The sequence below is a fragment of the Pedobacter sp. FW305-3-2-15-E-R2A2 genome, assembly GCF_038446955.1.
Classification (GTDB): Bacteria; Bacteroidota; Bacteroidia; order Sphingobacteriales; family Sphingobacteriaceae; genus Pedobacter.
The window spans coordinates 1492443-1507148 of record NZ_CP151803.1 but is presented as its reverse complement, the minus strand read 5'-3'; the positions used below and the strand labels follow the sequence as shown (position 1 = coordinate 1507148).

Annotated in this window: 12 protein-coding genes; 3 read left to right on the top strand and 9 right to left on the bottom strand. The window is 43.7% G+C overall.

Features of this window, described 5'->3' with window-relative positions; genetic code table 11:
* Positions 1–9: 9 nt before the first annotated feature.
* The 9 genes from AAFF35_RS06315 to AAFF35_RS06275 all read right to left on the bottom strand — a co-directional run bounded on the left by AAFF35_RS06315 (position 10) and on the right by AAFF35_RS06275 (position 9987).
* Positions 10–3246, bottom strand: coding sequence for a SusC/RagA family TonB-linked outer membrane protein (locus AAFF35_RS06315; protein ID WP_342331556.1), 3237 nt, complete (start codon positions 3244–3246; stop codon positions 10–12).
* 321 nt (positions 3247–3567) lie between these two features.
* The gene (locus AAFF35_RS06310; protein ID WP_342331555.1) at positions 3568–4716 is read right to left on the bottom strand and encodes a FecR domain-containing protein; all 1149 of its coding nucleotides are present in this window, start codon (positions 4714–4716) and stop codon (positions 3568–3570) included.
* Positions 4717–4795: 79 nt separating this feature from the next.
* Complete coding sequence (locus tag AAFF35_RS06305) at positions 4796–5374, bottom strand: RNA polymerase sigma-70 factor (protein WP_342331554.1); 579 nt, start codon at positions 5372–5374, stop codon at positions 4796–4798.
* A gap of 121 nt (positions 5375–5495) precedes the next feature.
* A complete protein-coding gene (locus AAFF35_RS06300) occupies positions 5496–6044 on the bottom strand; it encodes a ClbS/DfsB family four-helix bundle protein (protein ID WP_342331553.1) in 549 nt (182 codons plus the stop codon).
* Entirely contained in the window at positions 6028–7383 is a 1356-nt protein-coding gene (locus AAFF35_RS06295) for a rhodanese-like domain-containing protein (RefSeq protein ID WP_342331552.1), read from the bottom strand. Before AAFF35_RS06295 ends, AAFF35_RS06300 begins: the two co-directional genes overlap by 17 nt.
* A gap of 86 nt (positions 7384–7469) precedes the next feature.
* A complete protein-coding gene (locus tag AAFF35_RS06290) occupies positions 7470–7883 on the bottom strand; it encodes a DUF6691 family protein (protein WP_342331551.1) in 414 nt (137 codons plus the stop codon).
* 31 nt (positions 7884–7914) lie between these two features.
* Positions 7915–8472, bottom strand: a complete 558-nt coding sequence (locus AAFF35_RS06285) for a YeeE/YedE thiosulfate transporter family protein (protein WP_342331550.1) — start codon at positions 8470–8472, stop codon at positions 7915–7917.
* A gap of 4 nt (positions 8473–8476) precedes the next feature.
* Positions 8477–9268 (bottom strand): sulfite exporter TauE/SafE family protein, encoded by a 792-nt coding sequence (locus AAFF35_RS06280; RefSeq protein ID WP_342331549.1) that lies wholly within the window; start codon positions 9266–9268, stop codon positions 8477–8479.
* A gap of 77 nt (positions 9269–9345) precedes the next feature.
* Positions 9346–9987 (bottom strand): Crp/Fnr family transcriptional regulator, encoded by a 642-nt coding sequence (locus tag AAFF35_RS06275; protein ID WP_342331547.1) that lies wholly within the window; start codon positions 9985–9987, stop codon positions 9346–9348.
* A 37-nt stretch (positions 9988–10024) separates the two neighbouring features.
* Here AAFF35_RS06275 and AAFF35_RS06270 point away from each other — a divergent pair, with 37 nt between their 5' ends.
* The 3 genes from AAFF35_RS06270 to AAFF35_RS06260 all read left to right on the top strand — a co-directional run bounded on the left by AAFF35_RS06270 (position 10025) and on the right by AAFF35_RS06260 (position 14648).
* Positions 10025–10915, top strand: a complete 891-nt coding sequence (locus AAFF35_RS06270) for a helix-turn-helix domain-containing protein (protein ID WP_342331546.1) — start codon at positions 10025–10027, stop codon at positions 10913–10915.
* Between the two features lie 65 nt (positions 10916–10980).
* A complete protein-coding gene (locus AAFF35_RS06265; RefSeq protein WP_342331545.1) occupies positions 10981–11559 on the top strand; it encodes a DUF417 family protein in 579 nt (192 codons plus the stop codon).
* Positions 11560–11663: 104 nt separating this feature from the next.
* Positions 11664–14648 carry a glycoside hydrolase domain-containing protein gene (locus tag AAFF35_RS06260; RefSeq protein WP_342331544.1) on the top strand — a complete coding sequence of 995 codons (2985 nt, stop codon included), beginning with the start codon at positions 11664–11666 and terminating at the stop codon, positions 14646–14648.
* Positions 14649–14706 lie beyond the last annotated feature (58 nt).

Sequence of the window (14706 nt, the reverse complement as noted above, 5' to 3'; positions counted from 1 at the left end):
CTTAGCTATTTAAAATTTAAGATCAAGACCCAGGAGTGCCGTTTTATAAACCGGTACATTTTTATCCGCAAGACCATCTATTCCTACCTCAGGATCGAAGCTAATGCGTTTGTCCTTGATATACGTATACAAGTTGTTTGCTCTGAAATAAATCCTGGCGCTCGAAAGTTTCGCATGTTTGATCCAGCTCATTGGCAACTGATAACCAAGAGAGACATCGCGAAGGCGGATATAATCACCATTATAAAGGAAACGGGAAGAAGTTTGCCCCGAACCGCCGGACTGCGTTCCATTGAAGACCATTTTAGGCTGATCGGTCATGTCGCCAGCATTACGCCACCTGTTTTCATAAGCATAACGCGTCATCTTTGTGGTAGGTGCAAAACCACCTGAACCATCAGAAGCACTCGTTGCTCCATAATTGTCGTACACCTTGTTTCCGAAGTTAAAGTTCAGCTGGAAGCTCAGTGAGAAACCTTTATAGGTAAACGTATTTGTTAAACCACCAAAGAAATCAGGCAATGCGCTTCCCTGATTGAAGGGGCTGGCAGAACCATAATCATTCGTTGTTTTTGATTTCGTACCATCAGTATACCACAAAGCTTCTCCATTAGCAGGATCAACACCAGCATAACCCACCATATACAACTGGTAGAAATCACCACCTTCAAAACGGTTGTATACGCCTGAGATAATAGGACTGCCCAATTTGGTCACCTTATTATTCATCGTAGAGATGTTAAAATTGGTCGTCCATCCGAAACCATTATCTTCAGGCTTAAAGTTGATGCTGCTCAGTTCGAGTTCCAGTCCTGTATTCTTCATGGCACCAATATTATCCATATAGCTTTTCAATCCGTTTGTGGCCGAGATTGGTCTGTTCAATAACAAATCTGAAGTTGCACGTGTATAATATTCGAAAGTACCTGTCAGCCTGTTGTTCAGCACACCAAAATCCATGGCGATATTAAAAGGCTTATTTTTCTCCCAGGTTAGCAGGTTATTTCCATAATTAGAGAAAACCAGACCAGGGGCATTGTCATAACTTGAGCTACTATATAGTGCGCGGGAAACAAAATTATCAACATCCTGGTTTCCGTTAACGCCATAACTCGTTCTCAAACGCAGATCAGAAATCACGTCTTGCCCTGTCATAAAGTTTTCTCTGCTCAGGTTCCATGAGGCACCTACAGACCAGAAATTACCCCATCTTTTTTCAGAACCAAATCGCGAAGAACCATCACGACGTGCAGAAGCACTTAAATAATATTTAGACTGATAATCTACCGAAGCATTTAAAAACACGGAATTCAGCGCATTGTCTGTACCGAAAGATCCTCCATCAGATAAAATCGAGGCATTGTCCAATGTGTAAGTATTTGGCAGGAAATTCTTTTTAGTCAGGTTATTACCTACGTTCACTACTTTTTGCGCCTCATAACCCAGATAAGTTTTAAGTCCGAATTCTCCAAAAGTCTCATTGAAACGAAGGATCGTGGTATTTACCCAGTTCGTTGCACGGGCTGTTGAAGATGTTGCTCTTCCACCATCTGTACGTGAAGTACCCACACCGGATTTATTATATTCCAGACGTTCATCATAGCCAAAGCTGATATTCGATTGGTTTTCGACAGACAAAGAAGGAATAATCTGATATTTTGCAAGGAAATTACCCAGCATTCCATAAGAATCTCTCTTGTCAAAACTTTCCAGTACCTGCGCCATCGGATTGTAGCGGTTAAAGTAACTGAAATCATAAGTGCCATCATCATTATATGCCCTTAACCAAGGTTGATAAATGGTATACATACGAACAGGGTTTCCAAATGTTCCCCCATCAGCCTGACCTTCGGTATGGCGATAGTTGATTTGAATCCCACCGTTAAATGAAAGGTTTTCTGTGGCCTGATTGCTCAGTCTTAAGTTTCCTGTACTTCTGGTAAATTCACTGCCCAATAGTGCAGCCTTAGCAATATAATGACTTCCGGAAACATAAAACTTAGTTTTCTCCGTACCTCCACTTGCCGAAAGGTCCAGTTGCGTATGGTTTCCTGTTCTTGTCAACAGGTCAAACCAATCTGTATTTATGGTCGGATCTATCGCATTGTCCTTCAATTCCTTCTCATAAAGCGCAAGGTCATTGTCTTTTGGTTTATTAACCCAACCTTCTTTTAACAGCTCCAGCATTTCAGTCGTATTCAAAGGTTTATGTCCTTTGATATTCGTCACACTATTTGCCCCTGTCTGCGCAGAAGCTGTAATCACAGTTTTACCCGAGACACCTCCTTTAGTGGTAATTAAGATCACCCCATTTGCCGCTCTTGATCCATAGATCGAAGCTGCAGAAGCATCTTTTAAAACCGTTACCGTTTCGACATCGAAATTGTTCAGGCTATTGATTTGTCCGGATTCCAAAGGAATTCCATCCACTACATATAGCGGACCACTTCCGGCAGTTACCGAACCAATACCACGGATCCTTACATTAGGAACCGCACCTGGTTGTCCTGAACCATTTGAAGAAACCAAACCCGCTACATTTCCCTGCAAAGTCTCCTGAATACTCGCCCTTGGGCTACCATTCAAAACATCAGATTTCAGTGTCTTTGCAGATCCTGTAAAGGAAGCTTTAGTCTGTGTGCCATAAGCAACGACCATTACTTCAGCAAGATCCTGATTAGAAGGGACTAAAGTAATGTTCTTCAATACATCCCCTTTTGAAACCTCCACAACAGCGATCTGTTTTTCATAGCCGATAAACGTAGCCGTCAGCTGATATTTACCTGCTTTTGAAAGATTAAAAGCATATTCTCCGGCTGAGTTTGTCTGCGTGCCTTGTTTAAAACCTTCCGCATGCAGCTGGATGCTCACCCCTGGAAGCGGCAATCCCGTCTCATCGATGACCTTCCCTTTTAACACCATTGCCAGGGCGATTCCTTCAGATTTGATCAGGTCCAGCTCTTTTCTTTTTAGCAAGACATTATTTCCAACGACCTTAAAAGTTAGCGGAAGGACCTTTGAACATTCGTTTAAAACCGATTCCAATGAGGCATTTCTTACTTCGATAGAAATCCTGGTCTGGCGGATATCATTATTGTCGTAAAAAAAGACATATCCGGTTTGTCTTTTAATGGATTCCAAAATCCTTTCTAAAGGCGCATTTTTTTCCTTCAGGCTGATTTGGCTGTATCCTTTTGCACTGGCCTGCATCAGGGCCAGGAACAACAAGATGGAAGTCAACTTCATAATAAGTAGCAATTTAGGAGGGAGCCATGCCTTGGACATAGCTGTAGTAATAGCATTAAAATTCATACTTTTGTAATGTTTGGGTTAATACAGTAAATAGTTCGCAAGATTGTTTTGTCCCGGATTTTCCGGGAAGGGTTAACTCAGATATTCCGCAGTTGTGCTCGAACACTTCTGCGGTTTTTTTATGGGCAGATGGTTCCTTTAGGAAACACCGCTTTTTGTTGAATTACCCTGACCTGGGATCAGTCTTTTCGTAGTTTTCTTTCCATTTCTTTTTTTGTTTGTTTGGTGAGTATGGTTTGGTATTTATAAGTTGGTCTATTTTGTGACGGTGATGGTCTTTCCGTCTACTCTGAAATGGACTTTAAAGAAGCTCAGGATGTCCAGTACTTCCGATAAGTTGACGTTGCGATGGATTTCCCCGGAGAATTGTCTTACCGGCAATGTGCCTTCATAATTCACCTGTACATCATACCATCTGGCAACAGATCTCATGACCGTTTGCAGGTCTGCATCTCTGAACCTGAACATGCCATTTTTCCAGGCGATGACTTCTTCTTCATTCACTTCAGCAACATTCAGCTGCGCTCCACGTAATGCCGATTGCTGCCCCGGTTTTAAGATCAATTCTTTTACCGCTGTTGCAGGGCTGATCACTTTAACCGCACCTTCCAGTAAAGTCGTTTTTACAGCAGGCTCATCCGTATAGGAATTGATGTTAAAATGAGTCCCCAGCACTTCTACCGTTTGCGTGGCCGTTGACACTTTAAAAGGCATTTCAGAGCGTACTTTAGCCACTTCAAAATACGCTTCTCCCGTTAAACTGACCTGACGGACCCCGGCAGTAAATGCCGCAGGATAGCGTAGTGAAGAGGCTGCATTGAGCCATACTTTTGTTCCATCGGGCAGGTTAACCTGATATTGTCCGCCTTTAGGCGTAGCGATCATATTCATGGCCGGTCCTTTAGCCGCAACCGCTGAGGGGGAAACCGTATACACCAGCTGGCCGTCTTTAGTTTTGGTAATTGTGATGCCAGACTGCTCTGCCAGCTTACCATTTCCGGCTTCATCAAGCGTAATTTGTTTGCCATCGGCAAGCGTCAATACCGCCTTATTGCCACCTGGAAGAATCACTTGTTCCGTTGCCGGATTTATGTTCGACAACTGTTCCTTTGAAGGATTTAAAGGGGAAGGGTTGAAGAAATACAAAGCCAGAGCGCCTAACAATACGACTGCCGCAGCGGTCCCAATTGCCGGCCAAAGGTTGCGCCTAACTGGTTTTATCTCTTCCACCTCATGAATCGGCATCCGATTCCAGATCCGGTCAGTAGCCTCAGTGATTTGAGTACCGGAAAGCAAATTGCCCTCCTCCTGTTCAAACTTCAGATACCATGTTTCTACAATTGCTTTTTCTGCATCTGTACAATTTCCTGTCCTGTATTTCTCTAGTAATTCTTTTGCCTCCATGAGCTTTATCCGCTAATTAAGGTATAGACGGTTAGCTCAGGCTTAGGGCGTAAAAGAAAATGAAAATATTTTCAATAATTTAATGATGTCCGAGATAAAGCAGAAAACTGATCAGGCCGAACTTGCTTCTAAGGATCTTCAACGCATTGTTGATGTGTTTTTTAACCGTCATTTCGGACAGTTCCAGTTTACCTGCGATTTCTTTATGAGAAAGGTTTGCTTTTCTGCTCAATTCGAAAACCTCCCTCATCTTGGCCGGTAGAGCACTGATCTCTTTTTCGATCAGGGCGCTCAATTCATTTTCTCTCACCAGGTGATCGGTAACCGCTTCGCTATGGTCAATAAAATGCTGAAGGGACACCATGTATGCTGATTCTACTTTTTTATGGGAAATCACATCAATGATTCTGTTTCGGATCGCCTGATAAAGGTATCCGGAGAGGTGTGTTTTTAAAAAAAGGTCTTCTCTTTTGGTCCAGAGAGAAGCGAAAAGCTCATGAACCACATCGTCTGCTTCCTGTTGATTTCTCAGCCTGTTATAGGCGTGAATATACAATAAGCCCTTATATCGATTGTAAATTTCGGTAAAAGCAGTTTTGTCACCATCCTTCAGAAATGCAACTAATTCATGATCGGTTAAAGTCGTGTACAAGGTCATACTTCGGAATCAGCCCCCATTTTTTGAAGATTCCGCTCAATATTAATTAAATTTTCTGTAAAAGCTTTAAAAAGCCAATGTAATCAAATTGTTAAGTCCTATACAAAACACTGAGCACTAATCACATTAGCTTCATTTCCTTTTTCCATTTACGGATGCGCCCTCTGGCATTGGTATATGGGGAGGAAGTGTTAAACTGGATCATCCTCCCCATCGTCCATTTGTCATACCAGGCAATACCATAAAGTGCCTCATTACTTTTTCCTTCCACTACAGACAAGATCCGCTGTACGGCCTGCTCCAGTTTCCCGCTAATCGTTTCCAGGCTGTCCCCCTCATAATCTTTATAGAATTTCTGCGCCAGTTTCCCCAGCTCATTCCATTTATATCCGGTTTCCGGAAAATCTACCGGCAAAGCAAGCTCCTTTCGTTCCTGCCATTTCAAGACCAGTTCTGCCCATCCACAGAGGTAAGACAACAGGTTGACCACTGTCATTTTGGTATCTTTCGCATGCCCTTCCAGTTCGGGCACTTGTGCCTGATCTTCTGAGATGCCTGCCAGATCTACTTTTAACTTCTGATAGGTTGTCCGGATTGCGCTTAAAAGCTCTTCTTTATTTCGGGGAACTGCCATGATCTGATACTGATGGATGTTATTTTTCTGATGCATTAAAATCGCGAACCGCTCCCCCTAAATCATAGACCGGAATTTCTGCACCCAGTTCCGCAGCAATGATGCTGCTTCCGGCGGCACTTCTGCTTCCTCCGGCACAGTGTACCACAATCGGCTTTCCTGCCGGAACTTCTTTGATGCGCTCCCTTAATTCTCCAAGCGGAATGTTCAGTGAATCTGCAAAGATGGTTTTCTTTTTCACCTCATTTTCATTTCTGACATCAATGACGGTAAAATCATCCGGATTGCTGATAAAATATTCCAAAGGCATTACCGGCATGATCACATCTCCTGTATAGGTTACAAATGCAGCTTCGATAAAATCTTCATAACCAATGCTTGCTGTTCTCCGGATCAGTTCGGTTAACTGTTCCTGGTCGGCAGCCGTCAGGTAAAATTTCTCCCCCGGTCTGACAATACTTCCCAGCCAGGTTTCAAATTTCTTGCCATAGACAATGTTGATTGCTCCCGGTAAATGTCCTTCCTTAAAAATGTTTTCGGGACGGGCATCCACCACTAAAATAGCTGCCTGAAGCACTTCCGCATCCGGGTGATTTAAAACCTTCACTTTTTCCATCTGCGGGTTAAACGCAGCAGCACCTTTACGGTTCAGGTCTACATCAAAGCCGAAATATTTAGGAATGAATGGCTGATCAGCGATGAGCTCCTGTACAAAGTCATCTTCCTTCATTTCCTGCAAAGACCAGTTGCTTAGCTTCTCTGCCCCTATCGTACTCAAGTTTGCAGTACTCAATGCTTTACCGCACAAGGTTCCTGAACCATGTGCCGGATAAACCAATACCTCATCCGCTAATTTCATCAATTTATTCCTCAGCGAGTGGTACATTTTTCGGGCCAGCTCTTCTCTTTTCGCCTGCAGGTTCCCTACTGATTCCCTTAAATCCGGTCTACCGCAATCCCCGATAAACAAGGTATCGCCCGTGAACACCGCTTTATCGCGGCCATCATGCTCCAGGACAATGGAAATACTGTCCGGAGAATGTCCAGGAGTGTGCAGGCTTTTCAATTTTATTTTACCGAAACTGATCTCATCACCTTCATCAAAAGGCGTAAATGGATAAGATACACCCGTTAAACTGTGTGCATATATCGTGGCTCCCGTATCCTGGTGGATCTGCAAATGACTGCTCACAAAATCAGCATGAGGATGCGTTTCTATGACGCCAATGATCTCTGCTTCGAATTTCTTAGCAAACTCATAATAAGGTTCCGGATTACGGGAAGGATCGATCAGTATGATCTTTTGTTCACATTCGCTGACTATTGCATAGCTGTAATGGGCTAAAAATTCATCTTTAAATTGTTCTATAATCATCTTTGTTGTTTTTAACGTAAAACCCTTTGTCCTTACAAATTTGGGCATTGTGGACTACTTTTTTAGTGATGAAAGTCACACATTGTTTAATGTGGCAATTTATCTTTGATCAGTCCATAAAGAAAAGTTCCCAGGAGCGCACCTATAATGACGATCGCCATTGTTAGATAGCCATAACCCAGGTTCACAAACATTGGCCCCGGACAGGCACCGGTTAAAGCCCATCCCAGACCAAAGATCGTTCCGCCGATCAGGTATTTTGTATAAGGACGTTCCTTATCTTTGAATACAATCGGAAGGTGTGAAGCATCTTTCCAGTTCATTTTTTTAATCAGAAATACCGAGATCGCACCCAGAACAACTGCTGTTCCGATGATGCCATACATTTGAAAAGACTGGAACCGGAACATCTCGTAAATCCGGAACCAGGATACCGCTTCCGATTTGATCATGACAATGCCAAAAAGGATTCCGGCAAGGATATATTTTATTGATTTCATGTGCTGCAGATTTATAATTACAGGTTTATGTTTACAGGATAAAAGGAAGAATCAGCCAGGTCATCAGTAATCCGCCGATAAAAAAGCCAACTACCGCGATGAGGGAAGGAAGCTGCAGGTTCGACAAGCCGGAAATCGCATGTCCCGAGGTACAGCCACCTGCATATCTGGAACCGAATCCAACCAGAATTCCGCCCGACAACAATAACAACCAGGTCTTTGGACTGGACAATGCAGCAAGGGAAAACAATTCCTCAGGGTTAAGCGACCCGTTAAAGTGGATGCCAAGGTCTTTCAGCTCCGCAACCGTATTCGCCGACAACTGCAGCTCATTTGGATTGCTCAGGAACTGGGCCGAGATCCAGCCCCCAATGATGGAGCCCAATAAAAACAACAGGTTCCATTGCTGCGCTTTCCAGTTGAAATCAAAGAATTTCACTTTCTTTCCTGCACCCGCCATGCTGCAAATGGTTCTTAAATTGGAGGAGAAGCCGAATGATTTTCCCCAGAAAATCAGCATAAGCATGATCAGTACGATCATAAAACCTGAGAAATACCATGGCCAGGGTTGTTTGATGAAGTCTATCATGATGTTAAAGAATTTCTTTTAGGAGGATATAAGTCCCCATTAATAATACAAACCAACCGAAGCCGGTTTTTAGCTTTTTACTATCTACTTTCGCGCTCATTTTACCTCCGACAAAAATTCCTATCACTGCGATTGCGGTGATCTTTAGCAAAAAGAACCAGTCGATCTCGAAATGGCCTAAGTCGCCGGAAAAACCAATTAACGAATTGAGTGCGATGATAAAAAGAGAGGTACCAATCGCTTCTTTCATCGGAAGGCCTACCAATACCACCAGGGTTGGAATCAGCAGAAATCCACCTCCGGCGCCCAGCAATCCGGTTGTTAAACCGATTCCTACCCCATAAAACAGCAATTTAGGCAAGTTCAATGGTGGTTCTGCCTTGTTACAAACTTCCCCGCTCTTACCATTTCTGATCATGGCAATCGCTGCTGTCAGCATCAAAATGGCAAACAACACCATCATCAGCATTCTTTCCGTCAACTCAAAATGGTCGAATGTGGCGATATGCTGAGGGATTGCCGGAATCAGAAACTTCCGCGTCAGCCATACCGTACTGATCGAGCTGATTCCGAACAGGAAAGCGGTTTTCACCTGAACCAGCCCATTTCGATAATTCTGCCAGGCACCAACCAGACTGGTACATCCTACGATGAATAAAGAGTAAGAGGTAGACAGCAAAGGAGGGATTCCAAAAAGATAAACCAACACCGGAACGGTCAGAATCGACCCACCTCCTCCTACCAATCCCAAAGAAATACCAATCAGCGCTGAGGCCAGGTATGCAACAACTTCCATAAATAACATTAAATAATAAGCTTAGGACAAAGATGTAGAATCTTCCGCTGACATCAGGTGACTTTTGTCACCGGACATCAGTTTAACAATTCTATATAATTTCTGTACAAGCGGATTTCGCCTCTTTGTTCCATCTTTTTCAGTAACCTGGAAATCACTTCTCTGGAAGAGTTCAGATCAGCAGCAATTTCCTGATGGGTTAAATTCAGTTGTTTAGTGCTCAGGTGCTCGCCTTGTTTTTTAAGGTAAAAGCCCAAACGCTCATCTAATCCCTTAAAGGCAATGCCATCGATCACCAGCAATAGTTCTTCAAATCTGGAGCGGTACGTTTCCATCACAAAGTAATACCAGCTGGGATACAATTTCATTAACTCGTCCATCAGGGCAATGGGAACCATTAAAATCGTGCTGTCCTCTATTGCTTTTCCCATGATTTTGCTCGATTCCTGTTTTGCAGCGCATATCATAGAAAGGGCACATGCATCTCCTGGCTGGAGGTAATACATAAAAAATTCGTTGCCATCCGTTCCCTCCCGGTAGAGTTTTACTCTTCCTTTTACGATCAGGACGGTGGACCTGAAATACTGTCCTGTTTGCATCAATAACTCCCCGGCTTTAAAGCTTTTCATGGCTACATGTGCGATTAGTTTTTCCTTTAATGCAGGTTCAAATTGAGGAAATAATTCATGGATGTAATCACTAATGCTGTTCTGAGTCATGTTTTAAGATATTTTAGGTGTTTCCCGCCTTAAATGTATGATTAATTCTAAATTTGAAATGATGGTCAGCCTTGTCGTTAAAAAATATCCCTCCAGCTCCGGAGATGGTATGTTATCCCTTCAGGAAACAGAGGCGGGGCTATTGGTGCATCCCAGTCAATATTCACGTTATACCATTTTGTTTGTTAAGGAAGGAAAAGGTGTTTTTCAGGCAGACTTTGGAAACTTCTCATTTGAAGGACCAGTCATCTTTTTTGCCACTCCCTATCAAACCATTCATTTTAAGGAAGCTCCCTTATCGAAGGTACAGATGCTCCAGTTTCACGGTGATTTTTATTGCATAGAATACCATAAGGCCGAGGTGGCTTGTAATGGACTGCTGTTTAACAACATCTTTCTCGAGCCCTCGATTGTCTTACTGCCGGAAGAGTCTGTTTCATTTTCAACGCTAATGACCCAGCTGGATGCAGAACTTTCCACGCAGGAACCTAACGAAGCCGTTCTTACCGCGTATTTACAGTTGTACCTCGCGAAGGCGAGCCAGGTCAAGTTAAAGTCCATGCCTACTAAACTTCCAAAGAATGATTCCCTGCTGGAAGATTTTAAAACTGCACTGGAAGCCAACTTCCTCCGGATGCGTAAGCCGGCTGATTATGCCGCTTTGCTCCACCTCAGCCCCAATGCACTTGCCAAACGCTGCAACCGTTATTTCGGTAAATCTCCTTCCCGGCTGATTCAGGAACGTGTGGTATTAGAAGCTAAAAAGAAGCTCCACCTGAGTCGGCAAAGCATTAAAGAAATCGCTTATTCGCTTAATTTTGAAGACGAATATTATTTCAGCCGCTTCTTTAAAAAGCTGACAAAAGTCTCTCCGCAAACCTTCCGCGAGAAAACAGGAATTTCCATTATGGCTGATTTGTCCATCTGATATCCTTTATTGTCCATGGCAGCAGCCGGAGACAGGTGGTAATTTTGCAGGATAACAACCAAATTATGTCCAACAAATTATCTTCCTTAGCCCAATCCCTTGCTGGTTTATCTACTTTAAGCATTCGTCTGATCCGCATTTCTATTGCCATAGTCCTGATCTGGATTGGCGGTTTAAAAGTCTACAATTATGAGGCCGAAGGTATTGTGCCCTTTGTGGCCAATTCTCCTTTGATGTCTTTCTTTTACGCACATCCTGAGGATTACAAGACACATATGCAGAAAGAAGGAGAAGCCAATGCCGACAAGATTGCCTGGCATGAAGCGAACCATACGTATCTTTTTTCCTATGGATTGGGCAGCGTTCTCGTAGTTCTTGGTTTCTTGTTGCTGGCGAACAAATACCATCCCGGAATCGGAATGATTGGGGCTTTCCTCGTGATGATCATGTCTGTTGTCACCTTATCTTTTCTCCTAACCACTAAGGATTCCTGGGTTCCTGCTTTAGGAGATCCAGACCATGGTTTTCCTTTACTTTCTGCGAGAGGCAGATTGGTGATTAAAGATCTCATTATGATGGCAGGAGCTTTTACCGCGCTCTGTGATTCGGCAAAACAATACCTGAATTTAAAGGCTTTGAAGTAAGGCAAGCCATCGCATAGCCTTTACACAAACGATTGCGTTGATTTATTTTCAGCGGCAGGGTAAATAACTGCTAATTTTAAATATAAATCAACACAACCGTTCGTATGAAAAAATACCTTGTACCATTTGTTTTAATCTTTCTTGGCGGTAGTGCTACTGCCCAGGAATTAAAATACACCAATGGAAATGATGCCTGGAACCCCGACGCTCTGGGCAATCATCGTGTGGTCCTTAATGTCAGCAGTGCCGGGAAGGTTGCTAAAGCAGTCATCCCATGGAGAAGAAGGGACCTTCAGCCGGAACAAAAAGAACTCTGGGTAGTGGATGCCAAAAGCAATCAGAGAATCGCCCATGTAAAAGTTGCCGATATCAACAGGGAGCAGGGAACCATTTATTTTGAACCTACTTCCGGAGCCGGAACTTACTACGTTTATTATATGCCATATAAAGTAGATGGCCGTTCCAATTACCCTAACGCGGGCTATCTAAAAAGATCGGTGACTAACAATAGTACCTGGCCGGCATCAACAGACAAAATCGCCCCGGTGAAAGTGCAGGAAATTCAATCGGTAAACGCGATGAACAGCAATTACCCTATGGAGGTTATTGCAACAGCACAAGAAACCAGCAACCTGATCAAACAGCATCCGGATAAATCTTACTTTGTTTTTCCTGAAGACCGTCTGAATCCAATAAAGATGACCGCAGACCTGCCGCAGCGCTGGATGCTAAAAGGCTTAAAAAACAGCTTTTCGGCAACTGCAGCAAGAGGCGAAAACTTTGCTTTTCAGCTTGGAATTTATGCGGTTAAAAAGGACATCAACCATGTTGAAATTAAGTTTACCGACCTTAAAAGTAAAACCGGAGGACGCATCCCTGCCAGTCTGCTTTCCTGTCTGAACACCGATGGAACAAACTGGAATACCCTTCCCTTACATAAAACCGTAAATGTTGCTAAAGGTAAGATTCAGGCGCTTTGGGTACTGGCCAACCTACCAAAAGACGCATCCGCAGGAACCTATACCGGAACAGCTACGGTTTCCGCCAAAGGCGAAGCGAAGACGACTATTCAAATCAGCCTGCAACTGAGCAATCAGCTTGCCGTAGAAGGCGGAATTAACGAGCCCTGGAAACAAACCCGGCTAACCTGGTTAAACTCTACCCTGGCACAAAAGAATGAGGTCATCGCGCCTTACATTCCTTTAGTGGTAAAAGAGCAGACGATCTCCTTGCTGGGCAGACAAATCTCTCTAAACAAAGATGGTTTACCTGCACAGATCCAGACGTTCTTTACCCCGGAAATGACGGAATTATCAGCTACAGCAAAAGACATCCTGACCGAACCGATTCACTTTCATGTGACCGGTACCGACCATAAGGACATCAGCTGGAAAAACGGTCCGGTAAACTTTACAGAAAAGCAACCGGGAACGGTACAGTGGAATACCATCAATACTTCCGATAAGTTAACGATGCAGGTAAATGGTGCTGTTGAATTCGACGGGTTTCTTTCTTACACCGTTCAGCTGATCGCGCAACAGGACATCAGTCTGGATGACGTCCGGCTACACATTCCATTTACCGAAGCGGCATCAAAATACATGATGGGCTTAGGACTTAAAGGAGGCAACAGACCGGATACTTTGAAATGGAAATGGGATGTAGCCAACAAAAATCAGGACGGCGCATGGATCGGAGATGTGAATGCCGGTTTACAGTATTCCCTAAGAGATCAACATTATGTCCGTCCGCTGAATACGAATTTCTACCTGCAGAAACCATTGATCCTTCCCTCTTCCTGGGGAAATGAGGGCAAAGGCGGAATCCAGGTATTTAAAAAAGGAAAAGCGATCCTGTCCGACAATTACAGCGGCGCAAGGACGATGAAAAAGGGAGATACTTTGTATTACAATTTCACCTTACTTATTACGCCTTTCCATCCGATCAATACCGATTTTCAATGGAGCAACAGGTTTTATCATAAATATGAGAACCTGGATACGATCAAAGCAACCGGAGCTAACCTGATCAATATCCATCATGCTACCCCGATCAATCCGTTCATCAATTATCCTTTCATTGCACATAAAGAGATGAAATCTTACATCAATGAGGCACATTTGAAAGGGCTGAAAGTGAAAATCTACAATACGGTACGTGAACTGTCTAACAGTGCCTACGAGACCTTCCCGCTGCGAAGCCTTGGTCATGAAATCTATTCTCCTGGAAAAGGTGGAGGTTATTCCTGGTTGCAAGAACACCTGGGGGAAGACTATATCGCCGCCTGGTATGTGCCGGAAATTAAGGATGCAGCGGTAGTAAACAGCGGAATGAGCAGATGGCACAATTACTACGTGGAGGGCATGCACTGGCTGGTAAAAAATGTAGGCATTGATGGCATCTATCTGGATGATGTCGCCTTCGACCGGACCACCATGAAACGGATAAAAAGGGTCTTAACAACAGCTGGTCATCCTGGAATTATTGACCTGCACTCGGCCAATCAATACAATAAGAGTGATGGTTTTAACAATAGCGCCAACCTTTATATGGAGCACTTCCCCTACCTGAACCGACTGTGGTTCGGAGAGTATTTTTACTATGATAAAAACAGTCCGGATTTCTTCCTTACGGAAGTTTCAGGGATACCTTTTGGACTGATGGGCGAAATGTTACAAGATGGCGGAAATGCCTGGAGAGGGATGGTTTATGGGATGACGAACAGGATGCCATGGAGTGATGGTGCTGATCCCCGCCCGATCTGGAAAGCATGGGACAACTTTGGCATGCAGGGCAGCAAAATGATTGGCTACTGGGTGGAAAATAACCCGGTGAAGAGCAATAATGCAAACGTACCTGTGACCATTTACAGAAAAGAGAAAAGTGTTTTGGTAGCCCTGGCCAGCTGGGCAAATGAGGATGTTAAAATTAAGTTGAACATCGACTGGAAAGCTTTGGGCATTGACCCGGCTAAAGCGACAATCACTGCGTCGGAAGTTAAGAACTTCCAACCCGCTGCCAGCTTTAAGGATCAGGAAGAAATTACTGTGCCGAAAGGAAAAGGCTGGATGATGGTGATTAAGGAATAGTCCGAAATACACCACATAAAAAATCCCCGTTCCTTTATCAGAAACGGGGATTTTTTAT

Bases quoted from the DNA above. Each gene is read 5' to 3' on its own strand.
- AAFF35_RS06315 (WP_342331556.1), bottom strand. From the start codon at position 3,246: ATGAAGTTGACTTCCATCTTGTTGTTCCTGGCCCTGATGCAGGCCAGT.
- AAFF35_RS06310 (WP_342331555.1), bottom strand. From the start codon at position 4,716: ATGGAGGCAAAAGAATTACTAGAGAAATACAGGACAGGAAATTGTACA.
- AAFF35_RS06305 (WP_342331554.1), bottom strand. From the start codon at position 5,374: ATGACCTTGTACACGACTTTAACCGATCATGAATTAGTTGCATTTCTG.
- AAFF35_RS06300 (WP_342331553.1), bottom strand. From the start codon at position 6,044: ATGCATCAGAAAAATAACATCCATCAGTATCAGATCATGGCAGTTCCC.
- AAFF35_RS06295 (WP_342331552.1), bottom strand. From the start codon at position 7,383: ATGATTATAGAACAATTTAAAGATGAATTTTTAGCCCATTACAGCTAT.
- AAFF35_RS06290 (WP_342331551.1), bottom strand. From the start codon at position 7,883: ATGAAATCAATAAAATATATCCTTGCCGGAATCCTTTTTGGCATTGTC.
- AAFF35_RS06285 (WP_342331550.1), bottom strand. From the start codon at position 8,472: ATGATAGACTTCATCAAACAACCCTGGCCATGGTATTTCTCAGGTTTT.
- AAFF35_RS06280 (WP_342331549.1), bottom strand. From the start codon at position 9,268: ATGGAAGTTGTTGCATACCTGGCCTCAGCGCTGATTGGTATTTCTTTG.
- AAFF35_RS06275 (WP_342331547.1), bottom strand. From the start codon at position 9,987: ATGACTCAGAACAGCATTAGTGATTACATCCATGAATTATTTCCTCAA.
- AAFF35_RS06270 (WP_342331546.1), top strand. From the start codon at position 10,025: ATGATTAATTCTAAATTTGAAATGATGGTCAGCCTTGTCGTTAAAAAA.
- AAFF35_RS06265 (WP_342331545.1), top strand. From the start codon at position 10,981: ATGTCCAACAAATTATCTTCCTTAGCCCAATCCCTTGCTGGTTTATCT.
- AAFF35_RS06260 (WP_342331544.1), top strand. From the start codon at position 11,664: ATGAAAAAATACCTTGTACCATTTGTTTTAATCTTTCTTGGCGGTAGT.